16 protein-coding genes are annotated in these 14,556 nt (G+C 69.7%); 6 read left to right on the forward strand and 10 right to left on the reverse strand.

Annotated elements, in window-relative coordinates; translation table 11 throughout:
- A partial coding sequence (locus ABZU52_RS22910; RefSeq protein ID WP_354973031.1) for a MarR family winged helix-turn-helix transcriptional regulator occupies positions 1-344 on the forward strand: 344 nt, incomplete at its 5' end.
- Positions 345-350: 6 nt separating this feature from the next.
- On the opposite strand, the gene ABZU52_RS22915 is transcribed toward ABZU52_RS22910, so the two are convergent.
- The 3 genes from ABZU52_RS22915 to ABZU52_RS22925 all read right to left on the reverse strand — a co-directional run bounded on the left by ABZU52_RS22915 (position 351) and on the right by ABZU52_RS22925 (position 2,467).
- The gene (locus ABZU52_RS22915) at positions 351-1,043 is read right to left on the reverse strand and encodes a hypothetical protein (protein ID WP_354973032.1); all 693 of its coding nucleotides are present in this window, start codon (positions 1,041-1,043) and stop codon (positions 351-353) included.
- Between the two features lie 83 nt (positions 1,044-1,126).
- Positions 1,127-1,588, reverse strand: coding sequence for a peroxiredoxin (locus ABZU52_RS22920; protein ID WP_354973033.1), 462 nt, complete (start codon positions 1,586-1,588; stop codon positions 1,127-1,129).
- Positions 1,589-1,633: 45 nt separating this feature from the next.
- Complete coding sequence (locus tag ABZU52_RS22925) at positions 1,634-2,467, reverse strand: patatin-like phospholipase family protein (protein WP_354973034.1); 834 nt, start codon at positions 2,465-2,467, stop codon at positions 1,634-1,636.
- Positions 2,468-2,546: 79 nt separating this feature from the next.
- On the opposite strand from ABZU52_RS22925, the gene ABZU52_RS22930 reads away from it, so the two are divergent.
- Positions 2,547-3,275, forward strand: coding sequence for an SDR family oxidoreductase (locus tag ABZU52_RS22930; protein WP_354973035.1), 729 nt, complete (start codon positions 2,547-2,549; stop codon positions 3,273-3,275).
- A gap of 34 nt (positions 3,276-3,309) precedes the next feature.
- On the opposite strand, the gene ABZU52_RS22935 is transcribed toward ABZU52_RS22930, so the two are convergent.
- The 4 genes from ABZU52_RS22935 to ABZU52_RS22950 all read right to left on the reverse strand — a co-directional run bounded on the left by ABZU52_RS22935 (position 3,310) and on the right by ABZU52_RS22950 (position 5,531).
- Complete coding sequence (locus ABZU52_RS22935; protein WP_354973036.1) at positions 3,310-3,435, reverse strand: hypothetical protein; 126 nt, start codon at positions 3,433-3,435, stop codon at positions 3,310-3,312.
- Positions 3,432-4,850 (reverse strand): OFA family MFS transporter, encoded by a 1,419-nt coding sequence (locus ABZU52_RS22940; RefSeq protein ID WP_354973037.1) that lies wholly within the window; start codon positions 4,848-4,850, stop codon positions 3,432-3,434. Before ABZU52_RS22940 ends, ABZU52_RS22935 begins: the two co-directional genes overlap by 4 nt.
- Positions 4,851-4,983: 133 nt before the next feature.
- Entirely contained in the window at positions 4,984-5,235 is a 252-nt protein-coding gene (locus tag ABZU52_RS22945) for a flavin reductase (RefSeq protein WP_354973038.1), read from the reverse strand.
- Positions 5,232-5,531 carry a hypothetical protein gene (locus tag ABZU52_RS22950; RefSeq protein ID WP_354973039.1) on the reverse strand — a complete coding sequence of 100 codons (300 nt, stop codon included), beginning with the start codon at positions 5,529-5,531 and terminating at the stop codon, positions 5,232-5,234. The genes ABZU52_RS22945 and ABZU52_RS22950 overlap by 4 nt, the downstream gene beginning before the upstream one ends.
- Positions 5,532-5,751: 220 nt before the next feature.
- On the opposite strand from ABZU52_RS22950, the gene ABZU52_RS22955 reads away from it, so the two are divergent.
- Both ABZU52_RS22955 and ABZU52_RS22960 read left to right on the forward strand, forming a co-directional pair.
- A complete protein-coding gene (locus ABZU52_RS22955; RefSeq protein ID WP_354973040.1) occupies positions 5,752-6,555 on the forward strand; it encodes a helix-turn-helix transcriptional regulator in 804 nt (267 codons plus the stop codon).
- A complete protein-coding gene (locus ABZU52_RS22960; RefSeq protein ID WP_354973041.1) occupies positions 6,546-6,752 on the forward strand; it encodes a DUF397 domain-containing protein in 207 nt (68 codons plus the stop codon). Before ABZU52_RS22955 ends, ABZU52_RS22960 begins: the two co-directional genes overlap by 10 nt.
- Before the next feature lie 86 nt (positions 6,753-6,838).
- On the opposite strand, the gene ABZU52_RS22965 is transcribed toward ABZU52_RS22960, so the two are convergent.
- Together ABZU52_RS22965 and zwf are read right to left on the reverse strand one after the other, a co-directional pair.
- Positions 6,839-6,991 (reverse strand): hypothetical protein, encoded by a 153-nt coding sequence (locus tag ABZU52_RS22965; RefSeq protein ID WP_354973042.1) that lies wholly within the window; start codon positions 6,989-6,991, stop codon positions 6,839-6,841.
- 76 nt (positions 6,992-7,067) lie between these two features.
- Complete coding sequence (zwf, locus tag ABZU52_RS22970; protein WP_354973043.1) at positions 7,068-8,441, reverse strand: glucose-6-phosphate dehydrogenase; 1,374 nt, start codon at positions 8,439-8,441, stop codon at positions 7,068-7,070.
- Between the two features lie 218 nt (positions 8,442-8,659).
- Here zwf and ABZU52_RS22975 point away from each other — a divergent pair, with 218 nt between their 5' ends.
- On the forward strand, positions 8,660-10,255 hold the full coding sequence (locus ABZU52_RS22975; RefSeq protein WP_354973044.1) for a beta-N-acetylhexosaminidase: 1,596 nt from the start codon (positions 8,660-8,662) through the stop codon (positions 10,253-10,255).
- Positions 10,256-10,423: 168 nt separating this feature from the next.
- The gene (locus ABZU52_RS22980) at positions 10,424-11,218 is read left to right on the forward strand and encodes an alpha/beta hydrolase (protein WP_354973045.1); all 795 of its coding nucleotides are present in this window, start codon (positions 10,424-10,426) and stop codon (positions 11,216-11,218) included.
- 130 nt (positions 11,219-11,348) lie between these two features.
- Here the strand turns inward: ABZU52_RS22980 and ABZU52_RS22985 are convergent, their stop codons facing one another.
- Entirely contained in the window at positions 11,349-14,444 is a 3,096-nt protein-coding gene (locus ABZU52_RS22985; RefSeq protein ID WP_354973046.1) for an NACHT domain-containing protein, read from the reverse strand.
- Positions 14,445-14,556: the final 112 nt, after the last annotated feature.

A 14,556-nucleotide genomic window follows, 5' to 3' on the forward strand; every position in this document is an offset into this window, starting at 1 on the left:
CGCACGACCCGCGCCGCTACCCCTACCGCCTGCTCCCCCCCCTGGCCCAGGACGCGCCGGCGAGCCAGGCCTACCTCGGCCGTCCCAGCGGCATCGACCGCAGCGACGTGGTGGCCGCCATCAACGACCTGGCCGGGCGGGGGCTGGTGGTGCGTGCCCCCGACCCGGCCGATCGGCGCCGCAACGTCATCAGCGTCACCGACGCCGGCGTCGACGAGGCACGCCGGATGGGCGCGACCGTCGAGCGCGTCCAAGCCGACCTGCTCGCCCCACTGTCGCGCACCGAACGCGAGCAGCTGACCCGCCTGCTCACCCGGCTGCTGGAGCACCACAGCCGGCACTGACCCGCCTCAGCGGGCCTCGCGCAGCTCCGCCAGCCGGGCCTCGATCTCGGCCAGCTCGGCGCGCAGCTTCTCGGCCTGCTGCTCCGCCTCGGCCCGCTCGGTGCCCAGGATCTGCTCGACCGCCTCCTGCACCCCCGGCACGTCGACCAGGGCCACCATCTTCAACGCCTCCGCCGGCTTCACCACGTACGGCTTCGCGAGGGCCTTGCTGCCCTGCTGCGCGGCGACGGTCCACTCACCGTCGGCGTACGCCAGGGTCACGGTGAGACCCGCGGGCCCCTTCGGCTTGACGGCCTTGACCGCCCGCCGCGCCGGCGGCTTCTCGGTCTGCTCCACCTTCGGCTCCTCCTGTCGCTGCGCGGGCACCCGCGGCGTGTCCAACACGAACTCCGGCGCGGCCACCGCGGGCGAAGCCTCCGGCTCGGGCTCGGGCTCCGGCTTCGGCTCCACCACCCGACGGCCCGCACCCTTGGGCGCCACGGCCAGGTCGGCGGGGGAGAACGGCAACTCGTCGCGACCGAAGCGCACCACGACGAACTCGTCGGACACCTCGGGGTCGGTCAGCTCGATCACCTGGCCGACCTGACCGGCGATCTGCCCCGCCGACGCGGTGAACACCACCCGCGGCTTGCGCCCGGCCGCCAACGACTCCCGGATGCTCTGCACCTCGCTAGTGGACAAACCCTGGCCGGCATCCATCACAACCCTCTTCCGTACACCTGTTTGATTGCTGTCTTGATACCAGCCGGCTGCGACACCCGCCGCACGGGGTTCACGCCCGCTCAGCCGCCCAGTGCCCGCAGTGCCCGGTCCGCGTGGTCGTTCATGCTGACCTCGCTGTGGATCACCTCGATGACCCGCCGGTCGGTGCCGATCACGAACGTCATCCGCTTCATACTCAACGGCCCCAACGGCACGCGCCGCTTCACCCCGAACTGCTGCGCCACCGCGCCGTCGGCGTCCGACAGCAGCGGATAGTCGAAGCCGTGCAGCTTGGAGAACTCGGCCTGCTTCGCCACCGGGTCCCGGCTGATGCCCACCCGCGACGCGCCCAACGCGGTGAACTCCGCCGCGAGGTCGCGGAAGTGGCAACTCTCCGCCGTGCACCCCCGGGTCATCGCCGCCGGGTAGAAGAACAGCACCACCGGCCCGGCGGCCAGGAACTCCGACAGCCGCCGCGGCGTGCCCGTCTCATCCGGCAGCTCGAAATCCTGCACCACGTCGCCGACACCCACACCCGCCACCGCGCACCTCCATCGTCCGATCGACCGCGCGGTGAGCGTAAGGGATCACGCCCAGAGCGTCGCCACCTCGTCGGCCACCGCGTCGGCCTGGGCCCGCCCGGCCCGCGCCGCGCCCGCCCGCCGCGCCGGGTCCAGCACGTTGCGGCCGATCGCGGTACGCGCCGCCGCGTCCGGCGTCACCAGCAGCACCCGCGACCCGGCCGCCCGCAACCCGTCCAGCTGCGCCGACAGCCGTGGCATCGGCCCGAACGCCGCCGACGTCGGCGCGAGCACCAGCACCCTGCGCGCGTCCGCCGCCAGGTCCGCGTTCACCGTGGAGCGCATCCCACCGTCGACGAAGCGGCGCGCGCCGATCGTCACCGGCGGCCACACCCCGGGCACCGCGCAACTCGCGCCGACGGCGTCCACCAGGGACACCCCGCTGTCGCTGTCGAACACCACGAACTCCCCGGACGCCGCGTCCACCGCCGTGACCAGCAGCCGCCGCGCCGGCCACTCCCGCTGCGGCAGCCGAGCCTCGATCACCGCCCGTTGCGACACCTCCGACGGGGTACGCGCCGCCACCGCCATCGCCCCGATCCGCGCCCGCGCGCGCACCGCGTCCCGGGTCCGACCACCGGCCCAGATCAGCCGCGCCAACACCGCGAAGCCCAACCGGGCCGCCAGCTCACTCGACGGCGGCGCCAACTGCTCGGCGTAGAAACGCTCGACGGGCAACCCGGAGCACACCTGCGCGCCGACCACCGAACCCGCCGAGGTGCCCACCACCAGATCCGCGTCGGTGACCGGCACACCTCGCTCGACCAACCTGGCCAGCAGCCCCAACTCCCAGGCCACCCCGGTCACCCCGCCACCGCCGAGCACCAACGCCCGCTGCATGTGACCTTCCTCTCGGCGACCGGCCCGCGCCGGTCACGGTAGCGTCGGCGCAGCTCTTGCGCAGACCCTGGGAGGCACCGTGGCACCCGTCACCGTCATCACCGGCGGCGGCCGGGGCATCGGCGCGGCCACCGCCCGCCGGCTCGCCGCCGCCGGTCACCACGTCGCGCTGTGCTACCGCCGCGACGAGGCCGCCGCCACCGCCGTCCTGGCCGACCTGCGGGCCGTCGGCGCACAGGCCATCGCGGTACGCGCCGACACCACCGACCCCGAGCAGGTGCACGCCCTGTTCGACGCGGCCGCTCAGCTCGGCCCGCTCACCGGCCTGGTCAACAACGCCGGCGTCACCAGCCTCATCGGGCCCTTCACCGAGCTGCGCGTCGAGGACCTGCGCCGGGTCGTCGACGTCAACCTCGTCGGGTACGTCCTCTGCGCCCAGCAGGCAGCCCGACGGCTCACCGACGGCGGGGCTATCGTCAACGTCTCGTCGGCGGCCGCGACCCTGGGCAGCCCGGGGGAGTACGTGCACTACGCCGCCGTGAAGGCCGCCACCGACACCCTCACCGTGGGCCTGGCCAAGGAACTCGCCCCGAAGGGCATCCGGGTCAACGCCGTGGCCCCCGGCATCGTGCGCACCGACATCCACGCCGACTCCGGGGTGCCCGACCGCGCCGACTCCGCCGTCGGTCGTATCCCGCTGGGCCGCGCCGGTGAACCCGACGAGATCGCCGCCGCCATCGCCTGGCTGCTCGGCCCGGACGCCTCGTACGCCACCGGGACCGTGCTGCGCGTCTCCGGCGGCCTCTGAGCCCGGGGCGCGCGGCGCCCCGGGCTCAGAGTTCTCAGTGGGTGAACAGCTTCGCCGCCGTGATGACCGTCTGCACGACCCCGTAGCCGAGCAGCGCCGCCACCACCAACCAGGAGATCCACAACCGGGCCTGCTGCCCGGATCGGCTGTCGTCGCTCATCGCGCGCCACTCCTCTGCGTCGTCGTGTCCTCGTCCTCGGTCGTGTCCTGCGCCGCCGACGGTTCGTGGTATTGCGCCGGCACCGGCCGTACCAGCAGGTTCGCCACGAAGCCCACGGCGAGCACACCCACCATCGTGAACAGCGCCGGGCGGTACGCCGCAGCCGTCAGTGAGCCCGGCTCGCCCTGCGCGTCGAGGAACCCGTTGACGATCAGCGGACCGGCGATGCCCGCCGCCGACCAGGCGGTCAGCAGCCGACCGTGGATCGCACCGACCTGGAAGGTGCCGAACAGGTCCCGCAGGTACGCCGGCACGGTCGCGAACCCACCGCCGTAGAACGACAGGATCACGCAGGCCAACAGCACGAACAGGGCGGTCGAGGTCTGCCCGACCAGCGCCAGCAGCGCGTACAGCACCATGCCGACACCCAGGTACACCAGGTAGATCGGTTTACGGCCGATGACGTCCGAGGTGGACGACCACACGAACCGGCCGGCCATGTTGAACAGCGACAGCAGACCCACGAACCCGCCGGCCGCCGCGACGGTCACCGCCGAGGTGCCGTTGTCCCGGAAGAAGTCCTGGATCATCGGGCTGGCCTGCTCCAGGATGCCGATGCCCGCTGTCACGTTGCAGAACAGCACCACCCACAGCAGCCAGAACGAGCGGGTCTTCACCGCGTTCGCCGCCGACACGTTCGCCGTGGTGACCAGCGGCTTCGCCGCCACACTGGCCGGGTCGAAGCCGGCCGGCCGCCAGTCCGGCGCCGGCACCCGCACGTTCGCCACCCCGAACATCATGATCACGAAGTAGCCCAGGCCGAGCGTCACGAACAGCCACACCAGGGCGCTGCCCGACGCCGTCGACCCCGCGTTGGCCGGGTCGTAGCCGGAGTCGTAGAACGACAACAGTTGCCGCGACAGGGGAGAGGCGACCATCGCTCCACCACCGAAGCCCATGATCGCCAGCCCGGTGGCCAGCCCCGGTCGGTCCGGGAACCACTTGATCAGGGTGGAGACGGGGGAGATGTAACCGATGCCCAGCCCGATGCCGCCGAGCAGCCCGTAGCCCAGATACAGCAGCCACAGCTGCTTGGTGGCGATGCCCAGCGAGCCCACCAGGAAACCCGCCGCCCAGAAACAGGCCGAGACGAACATGGCCTTGCGCGGTCCGTTGGCCTCCACCCAGGTCCCGGCGACCGCTGCGGACAACCCGAGCATCACGATCGCGATGCTGAAGATCACCCCGATCGCCGTCTGGCTGGTGTCGAAGTGGGCGATCAGGGAGTTCTTGTAGACGCTTGTGGCGTAGACCTGACCGATGCAGAGGTGGATGGCCAACGCCGCCGGGGGGATGAGCCACCGGCTGTAGCCGGGCGGCGCGACGGTGTGCCGACGATCGAGTGCGGAAAGCATGCGCTGCTTCCTCTCCGACGAGGACGTGAGACGTCCTCCACATGCCCACACCACGCCTCGACGGCAAACCTCGCCAGCGCCGGACGGTCGATGCCGTGAGCTGAGCGGTCAGTCAGCCCTCGGGCTCGAGGACCTACCGGGCGGACGCCCAGCCGATGAATCGCTCGACCAGGTCAGCCGACGCGACGCCGTCGGGCACCTCGGCGTTGAGGTGTGCCACCGCCTCGTCCCGCAGCGTCGCCAGATAGATCAGCAGCGCCGTTCGATCCTCGCGGTACTCGGCCAGGAGGTTCAGCTTCGCCGCCGAACACGGCCAGGCGATGCCGCACGCCTGACACCGCCATGTCGGCCGGGTGGGCAGGTGCGCGAGCCGCCGGCGGGTCACCGACCAACCCCCGACGGAGTACGGCGAACAGGAGTCTGCACCGCCGTCAACCATTGTGCGCCGGCCGGCATCAGATACAGCTCGCGCCGTGCGACGGCGTCACCGTTGCGGCCGAGCTGGTACGCGTCGATCCACAACCAACAGTCGTACGTGTGCCGCTCGCTCAGCGCCCGGATCACCCGCACCGTGATGGGGTGAACGAACTGCGGACTCGCGGCGCGGGTCAGGTGCAGGAGATCGCCGGAGCGCACCTGCCGTCGGCCCGCCCCGGCGGGCTTCAACTTCTCGATGGGCACGGTCTTCCCCTCGGATCGCGCGGTGGTTAGGGGCCGCCCCGGTGAGTGCTCGCCCACGGGGTCGACCCCGCTACGAACGCTTCCGCCGGGTTCGGATCCCTACCGGCCGCGCCGTCTGCGCTTCCACCTTGAACCGAGGGGCGCTACGGTCGGTAGCGTCCTGGGAACAGTCGGGATGTGCTGGGCGGCAGACTGGTAACTGGGGAAAGGTGGGGAACCCGTGGGTACTTCTCCGATGGGGTTTCTACTCCGTGAGCTGCGTCGACAGCGGATCGCCGCAGGGCTGTCGCAGGGCGCGCTCGGTGGCCGAATCAACTATTCGGACACGCACGTCAGTGGCGTTGAGACAGGGACCCGCCCAGTGAAGGAGGACTATCTTCAGAAGATCGACGAAACGCTCGACACAGGTGGGTTCTTCGTCGGGATGTGGCGTGACCTCGTCCGGGACGGGATAGCGCCAATCTGGCTACGCGAGTGGATCGAGATCGAGCGCGATGCGGTCGCGCTGCGTTGGTACGAGCCGGCCTTCGTGCCTGGACTGCTACAGACCGAGTCGTATGCACGTGCAGTACTGCGAACCGGTGGCCTGCTTCGAGCTGACGTGGTGGAGGAGCGCGTGCAGTCGCGGATGGAGCGGCAGAGCGTTCTGACACGTGACAGCCCGCCACGCTTCTACGCAGTCATCGATGACGCCGTGCTGAGGCGGACCGTCGGTAATGATCGAGAAATGATGCGAGAGCAACTGGAACACATCGTGGCCTGCGCCGAGCGACCTCACGTCCATATTCACGTCGTACAGGCCGGCGAGGAGCTCTACCCTGGTCTTGCTGGTGCCTTCATCATCGCCGAGATGCCGGACGCGGTCCGCTACGCGCACCTGGACCATCAGGTACGCGCGCAGATCGTCGATCGACCCGACGACATTGCTACCGTGCAAGCCGCATGGGATGCCGTACGTGGCGAACAACTCCCACGGCGGCAGTCACTCGACGTCATCAAGGAAGCTGTGAAGACATGGACCTGAACGGCCTCGGGCCGCAGTGGCGGACGGCCACCTACAGCAGCACCAACGGCGGTTCGTGTGTTGAAGTGGCCGACAACCTGCCTGGTGTCGTCCTTGTCCGTGACACGAAGGACCGCGATGGTGGCACCCTGACCTTCGGCTCCGCGCAGTGGCAGGGCTTCGTCAGTTTCGCGAAGGCCCTCGGCACCTCTGCCTGACCACGCACGGGCCTGATCGCTCGCATTCCTAGAAAACGAGGTGTCGGCGACCGTCAGATACCCCGGAACGCAGGAAGCCGAGTCGATCAGGCCGGGCCGGGAGCACTCGTCGCTTGATGGCCGGCCCACTCCGCCACCATGCGGACGGCCCGGATGCCGAGCGCGTCCCGGACGTCGGCTGGCGCACCCGACTCGTACCGGAACATGAACTCGGCCTCCGCCAGTTCGGCGGAGCGCACGTACCGTGTCCTGCTCCTGATGATCACCTGTTCGGCGCAGCCTGCCACGACGACGCCGGCGCCGTGAGCAGCGCCGCTACCGCAGGTCCGGGGTGTGCCAGCCGCCGGCCAGGGCGTCGGCGTCCGCCGGACCCCAACTGCCCTTCTCGTACGCCTGCACCGCCGTCGACAGATCCAGGATCGGCGCGACGATGCGCCACTCCTGCTCGATCGTCTCGGCCCGCGCGAAGCGCAGGTGCTGCCCGTCCATCGCGTCGTCGAGCAGCCGCTCGTACGCCTCCTGCCGGCGACCGAGAGCGGCGCCGAAGTCGACGGACAGGTCCACCGGACGGCTCGCCACCTCGGCGCCCGGGCTCTTCGCCTGGATCGACATGGTGATGCCGTCGCCACGACCGAGGCGGAAGCGCAGGAGGTTCGCGGCGGTCGCGGTGCCCCGCTCGGCCGGGATCAGCGAGCGCTGCGGCTGCTTGAACTCGACCACGACCTCCGTGGCCGTGCCCGGCAGTGACTTGCCGGTGCGCAGGTAGAAGGGCACACCCGCCCAGCGGGGGGAGTCGACGGTCAACCGGGTCGCCACGAACGTCTCGGTGTTCGACTCCGCCGCCACGCCTGGCTCGTCGCGGTAGCCGGCGTACTGCCCCCGGACGGTGGACTCCGGCGACAGCGGCGCGATCTGCCGCAGCACCGCGGCCTCCGCCTCCCGGAACGCGGCGGTGTCCTCGCTGGCCGGCGCCTCCATCGCGATGAGCGCGACGACCTGCAGGATGTGGTTCTGCAGCACGTCCCGGGTCGCGCCCACCGTGTCGTAGAAGCCGGCGCGTCCCTGGGTGCCGAACCCCTCGGCGAGGGTCACCTGGATGTTGTCGATGTGCTCGTTGTTCCACAGCGGCTCGAACAGCCGGTTGGCGAACCGGAAGGCGTAGAGACCCTCGACGGCTTCCTTGCCCAGGTAGTGGTCGATGCGGAACACCCGCTCCGGCGCGAAGGCCGCGCCCAGGGTGCGCTCCAGCTCGCGGGAGGACTCCAGGTCACGCCCGAACGGCTTCTCCACGATCACCCGGCCCCGGTCGGCCAGACCCACGGACGCCAGGCCCTCGACGACCGAGCCGAACACCCCCGGCGGGATCGCCAGATAGAAGATCGGCCGGCGGGCGTCCCGCAACCGCTCAGCCAGCCGCTGGTACGTCGTCGGGTCCGCGTAGTTGCCGGAGATCATCGACAGGTTGTCGGCCAGTCGATCGAAGGTCTCGTCGTCGATCTTGTCATTGGCCTCGGTGACCGACTTGCGGGCCATGGTGACCAGCTGCTGATCATCCCAGGCGGAGCGGGCCACGCCGATCACCGGAACGTCGAGGCGGTCGCGCCGAGTCAACTCGTACAGCGCCGGGAACAGCTTCTTCGAGACGAGATCTCCCGTGACGCCGAACAGCACTACCGCATCTGCGCGCATGTGCATGGCACTTCCATTCGATCATGTGCTTCTGATCTTCCGAACGGACAACGGCGCGACCCACCGCGGGAATTCCCCCGCGAGTGGCACACGTGAGGTCGGCGACAACGCTGTCTCGACAAGCCCCCACCTTAAGGAAGGTTTACAGTACGGGCGGGGCGCCGGTAGCCTGCGATCTTAATCGACGAACGTCGATCACGACGAGGCCTGGAGGTACCGTGCGTCGCCACCCCACCACACGGCTGCTGGCCATAGCCGCCCTCGCACTACCACTCATCCTGCCCGCCACACCCGCCCCCGCCGCAGCACCCACCCCACCAGCCCGACAGCTCAGCGACGTCATCCCCGCACCTGTCGAAACCCGACCCGACGCCGACAACACATTCCGGATCAGCCCACTGACCGTCATCCGCACCACCCCCGGCTCAGCCGCCGCCTGGCGCATCGGCCACCAACTCGCCACCACCCTGCGCCCCGCCACCGGCCACCCCCTGCCCGTCCTCCCCGTACGCTCCACCCCGCTACCCGAGATCGCCCTGCTCATCGAACGCGCCGACAACCGCATCGGCCAACAGGGCTACCAACTCGACGTCACCCGCCGCGGCGTGACGATCCGGGCCAACACCCCCGCCGGACTCTTCGCCGGCACCCAGACCCTGCGCCAACTACTCCCCGCCGAGATCGAAGCGCCCAACCGGCAACGAACCACCTGGACAGTCCCCGGCGGACGGATCGTCGACTACCCACGCTTCGCCTACCGAGGCGCGATGCTCGACCTCGCCCGGCACTTCCACACCGTCGACGACATCACCGCCTACGTGGACCTGCTCAGCCAGTACAAAATCAACTACCTGCACCTGCACCTCACCGACGACCAGGGCTGGCGCATCCAGATCGACTCCTGGCCCCGCCTCACCACCGTCGGCGGCGGACCCGGCACCGGAGTCGACGGCGTCGGCCCCGGATACCTCACCAAGGCCGACTACCAGGCTGTCGTCGCCTACGCCGCCGCGCGACACATCACGATCATCCCCGAGATCGACATGCCCGGGCACACCAACGCCGCCCAGTCGACGTACCCCGAACTCAACTGCGACGGCGTCGCACCGCCCCCGCGCACCGACACCGCGGTCGGCTACAGCTCGCTCTGCATCACCGACGAACTCACCTACCGTTTCGTCGAAGACGTCATCCGCGAACTCGCCGCCATCACCCCCGGCCCGTTCCTGCACATCGGCGGCGACGAAGCCCACGCCACCACCGACGAGGACTACCGCACCTTCATGAACCGGGTCCTGCCCCTGGTCGCCAAGTACGGCAAACGCGCCTCCGGCTGGAACGAGATCACCCAGGCCGACACCTCCGCCGACCACGTCGCCCAGTTCTGGGGCACCGGCACCACCAACGCCAGCCTGGTCGCAGCCGCCGCCCGCGGCACCAAAGTCATCATGTCCCCGGCGAACAAGACCTACCTGGACATGAAGTACGACGCCAACACCCGCCTCGGCCTGCGCTGGGCCGGCCTGATCGAAGTGTCCGACGCGTACGGCTGGGACCCCGCCACCCGGGTCACCGGCGTCGGCGAGAACGCCATCCTCGGCGTCGAGGCCCCCCTGTGGTCCGAAACGCTGCGCACCCTCGACGACATCGAACACATGGCCTTCCCCCGCCTACCCGCGATCGCCGAACTCGGCTGGTCCACCTCCGCCAGCCACGACTGGGAATCGTTCCGGACCCGACTGGGGGAGCAGGCACCCCGCTGGCGACTGCAACAGGTCGACTTCTACCCGTCCCCGCAGGTGCCCTGGCTCTGAGCCGTACCCTCGCAAGCTGTTCGTGGGCACCGGCCGGCCCGGCCGGTGCCCACGACGCTCAGCGACGGCAAACGGTGTCCAACGCCTTCAGCTGCGGGTCGAGATCCGGCTCAATCTCGCTGGGCATGAGACGTTGGAGCACACCCCTACTCCAGCGAGGACTCCCGCATGCACCTGGCCTTCGACCAGTCAACGGACACCGGACCAGCGGTGGTGTGCCTACCCATGTTCAGCACGAGCCGCGCCGCCACCGCCGCCGCCCTCCGCCCCGCCTTCGCAGGGGAGGGCCTTCGAGAGATCTACCTGGACCTGCCCGGCCACGGAGACACCCCCGCCAACTGCCCACCCACCTCCCAGGCGGTGCTCGACACCGTCTGCGCCTGGCTCGACCACCACGTCGACCCGCCGGTCCTGCTCGCCGGCAGCTCCTACGGCGCGTACCTGGCCGCCGGCATCGCACGCCAACGACCCGACCTCGTCCGCGGCCTGCTCCTGGTCTGCCCCGGTGTCACCATCGCCCGCGACAGCCGGAACCTGCCCGACAACCCACCGCTCGAAGCGCCCACGGGCTGGCTCGACGCCGCTCCCGCCGCCCTGCACGCACACCTCGACGCCGCCCTGGGTCACCGCACCCCAACCGTCGTCGCGACGGTGCTCGCGGCACTGAACGCCGGCGGCCCCGGCGACCCGACCTTCCAACAGGAACTCCAGAGCAGCCCCGGCTACGCGCTGCCCGACGAGAACGCCGAGGTCGTCGTCGACGGCCCGGTCAGCGTGATCACCGGCCGACAGGACGGCATCGTCGGGTACGCCGACCAGTTCCGCGCCATGCGCCACTACCCCCGCGGCACCTACACGCTGATCGACGCGGCCGGGCACTACCTGCCGTACGAACAACCGGCACTGTTGCGCTCGCTCACCCAGGACTGGCTACGCCGCACACCGGGCATCCCAGCGGCCTGACGCAGCGCCGGCCGGGGGAGTGCATCGCCACTGGCCTATCCGGCAGTGCGGCCAGGACCAGGGCCACGCAGCGAGCGACGCCACGCTCAAGACACCGGCGGGTCCGCCGGAGCGAGGTACGCAGTGTGGTTCAGCGGCGTTTGATGCGTACCCCGTCCGGGCGCGCGGTATCTGCGATCTCAATGCTTCGCGGCAAATAGACGGTCATGCGTTTTCCGTGCAGCGGTGTCAGGTCGAGTCCCGGCGCTGAGCTCACGATCGTGAGGTTATTGAGCTCCGCCAGCCCGACGAGCGGAGTGAGGTCGAACACGTGTTCGCTGTTGCCAATGCTCAGCCAGCGAAGCTGAGACAACCCGGCCAAGGGACTCAGGTCGGTGACGGGTGTCCGGTCAATCACCAGGTCGGTCAGAGTGTCGATCGAGGCCAGCGCGGCCAGGTCCGTCAACCATGTGCAGTCGGCTAACCACAGGTACGTGACTTTTAATTGACGGAGTTTCACCGCCAGCTCATGGACCCCGCCGGCAGGCTCCTCGCTGTCAAAGAGCGCCAGCTGCGTCAGGTTTCGCAGAGGATCGAGCATCGCCGGATCCCACAGCGGGGGTGGACTGAAATTCAGGTATTGCAGCGCGATGAGCTCAGCGAGAAGGCGTCCGCTAACCTCCACTCCGCCCAACGCGAGCCATCTCAGCTGCGTCATATGGGTGAGGGCCGTGAGGTCTTGGTCGGGTGCAAGGCCCCACAGGGACAGGTCCGTAAGTCTGGGCAACTTCGGCAGCGAGGAGAGATCCAACAGTTGCTGATCGGCTTCCAACCAAATGCTGGACAGGTCGGAACTCTTGGCCAGATGCTCAAGGTCGCCAACGACCCCATTCGCGAGCTGAACTTCGGTCAGGTGCGGCACGTCCGAGAGTTGAGCCAGGTCCAACTTCTGGTCGCTGCGGATGATTGTCTTGGCGAGGTGGCGCAGGCGGGGCAGCGCGGGGAGCAGGGTAGCGGTGCGGATCATCGCCTCACCACCTTTAAGAGGTGCGTCAGCGAGAACCCGGTCGGCATAGTCGGTGGGGTCGAAGTACTCCCACGCCGTGATGAGCTGCTGCTGGACGCGAGGGCGGGGGTCGGTGCCGTAGCGGGCGAGGGTGGCGAGCGCATTGGGCCCGTTGACCAGAGCCACGGCCCTGACCGTGGCGGCGGCCTGGGCCTCACTCAACGTGCTGAGATCGGCCGGCAGCTCGGCGAGCAGTGGTTCTCCGACAGCCGCCAGGGACCGGGCTTCGGCAACCGACCGGGGTAGCAGCTCGCGCAGGTGGGAACGGATCCGGGTAAGGATTTCCGGCTCGACCGCGGGCGCGGTTTCCAGGCACGACGCAGCGAGCAGCCGCAACCGTCGGGCCTGCTTCGGTCGCTCGTCGGCGAGCGTGAGCAGGCCGGTGAGGAGTTGCGTGCGGACAGGCGCGTTGGCGTGGCCGGCGGCCAGAATGATGGTCTCGCGCCAGGTATCGAGATGGGCGTGCTCGAGAAGGGCACCGGTGTGCCCCTGGTCGGCGGCCTCACGGGCAGCCAGGTATTCCTGAAAGGTGCGGTGGACGAAGTCGATGCGGTCGGGCACCGGTTCACGCAGCACGCCGCTGCGTTGAATCATGTGCTCGAGCACGGCGGCGACGGGAGCGGTGATGTGCCGGATCCCGGCCAACCGATGGTCGAAGCGCTGTGTCGCTTCGGCGCGGGTGAGTTCGGTGCGGCTGTTCTGGGTCATCCACCAGGCGACCTCCTGCAAGAGCTGCGCCTGGTCGCGGCTGGTCAGTTCCGGTAGTGCGGTGGGGACGCCCCGTTGCGAGTCGCGGCGGTGCAGCAGCATGTCGATGGCGGCCTGGTAGATGTCCATCCGATTGCGGGGCAGATTGCTGTCCCGGTCCAGGTTCAGCGCGCACAGCATCGCGCAGAGCAGCGGGCTGCCGGCGAGGTTCTGCAGGTGGGCGCTGCCGTCCAGTTGGGCGAGCAGCCGTTGTTCGTAGCCGGGCAACAGATGGGGTTCGCAGGGCAGGTCGGCGGCGCGCCGGACGGCTTCGTGCCAGTGCCGGATCAGCGCCTTGACGTCGGCCGGTCCCATCCGCTCCAGAAACACCGAGGCGAACCCTTCGGTGTCCAGCCAGCGGGCGGACGCGGCGGCCGGCCGGGAGGTGACCACGACCCGCAGGTCGGGGTAGGCGGACAGGAGGCCGTGCAGCCAGTCGCGGACCGTCCTCCGTTGGCCTTCGGGCACCTCGTCGACGCCGTCGACCAACAGGATCGCCCCGGTGCCGAGTTGGCGGTGCACCCACCCGGGGGGCATCAGCCCGGCGATCGTGGCGGCGATCAGGTCGAGGAACCGTTCCGGGGGAGGCAACGGCTGGGCGACGTGCTCACGCAGCCGGATCAGGAACGGGGTACGCCCATTCCAGCTGGCGAGTTCTCCGGTGAACTCGTGCCGGGCCGCGGTGACCGCGATCCACTGCATCAGAGTGGTCTTCCCGGAGCCGGCATCACCACGGAGCAAGACCCGCGCGGCATCGCCAAGGGCCTGCTCGGCCCGCACCGAGGCGCTGTCACCACCGCTGTCGGCACGCAACAGGCCAGGATCCCAGCGGGATCTACCGCGTCGCAGGCTACGGGTGGTGCCGCCGGTGACGGCGAGGCTGATGTACGCGATGCTCAGCGGAGTTCGCAGTCGGTAGCGGTGCACGTCGACGCCGAACAGTTCCAGATGGTCCAGCACGGTGAGCAGGTGGGCCAGGTACCGGCTCCGGAACTGGGCGTCATGACTGGTCCCGGTAGGGGCGTCCAAACTGGTCACCGGTAGCCGTGCCAGAACCTGGGTGAGGCTGTCGGCCACCGTGGACAGCCGTTCCAGGGTCTGTACGGTGGCGCGACCCTGGAACGGGGGGAGTTGCACGACCAACTGGGTCAGGCAGGTGCAGCACTCGTCGAGGACCCTGCCGTACAGGTGGGCTGCCGCCTCGCTCAGGCCCGCCCGCGCGGGAACGTCGGGCAGTTGCCGGCGCAGTCGGGTGGCCATCAGCGCGGGGTCGACATCGTCGGCGAACACTGCGGCGTCGGACAGGTCCGCGTCGCGCAGCGTGTCGGCCACCGCGTTCAGAGCGGCGGCGATCTCGTTGTCGGGCAGCGCCGGCTCCCGGCGGCGCACCAGCGGCTGCAGGCGTTCGTAGACGGTGTCGACGATGTCGTCCAACCGCCGGCCCGCCCGGCGCAGGCCGAGGTCATCGGTGATCCCCGAGCCGATCAGCTCGATGAGCGGCGTCTCACGTTCCCGTTGTTCCCGGCGGCGTCCCAGCCATCGTTTC

The sequence above is a fragment of the Micromonospora sp. NPDC005220 genome (genome assembly GCF_040607895.1).
Lineage (GTDB): Bacteria > Actinomycetota > Actinomycetes > Mycobacteriales > Micromonosporaceae > Micromonospora.

Coding starts and splice junctions, on each gene's coding strand:
- ABZU52_RS22915 (WP_354973032.1), bottom strand. CDS start 1,043: ATGGATGCCGGCCAGGGTTTGTCCACTAGCGAGGTGCAGAGCATCCGG.
- ABZU52_RS22935 (WP_354973036.1), bottom strand. CDS start 3,435: ATGAGCGACGACAGCCGATCCGGGCAGCAGGCCCGGTTGTGGATCTCC.
- ABZU52_RS22940 (WP_354973037.1), bottom strand. CDS start 4,850: ATGCTTTCCGCACTCGATCGTCGGCACACCGTCGCGCCGCCCGGCTAC.
- ABZU52_RS22960 (WP_354973041.1), top strand. CDS start 6,546: ATGGACCTGAACGGCCTCGGGCCGCAGTGGCGGACGGCCACCTACAGC.
- zwf (WP_354973043.1), bottom strand. CDS start 8,441: ATGCGCGCAGATGCGGTAGTGCTGTTCGGCGTCACGGGAGATCTCGTC.
- ABZU52_RS22925 (WP_354973034.1), bottom strand. CDS start 2,467: ATGCAGCGGGCGTTGGTGCTCGGCGGTGGCGGGGTGACCGGGGTGGCC.
- ABZU52_RS22980 (WP_354973045.1), top strand. CDS start 10,424: ATGCACCTGGCCTTCGACCAGTCAACGGACACCGGACCAGCGGTGGTG.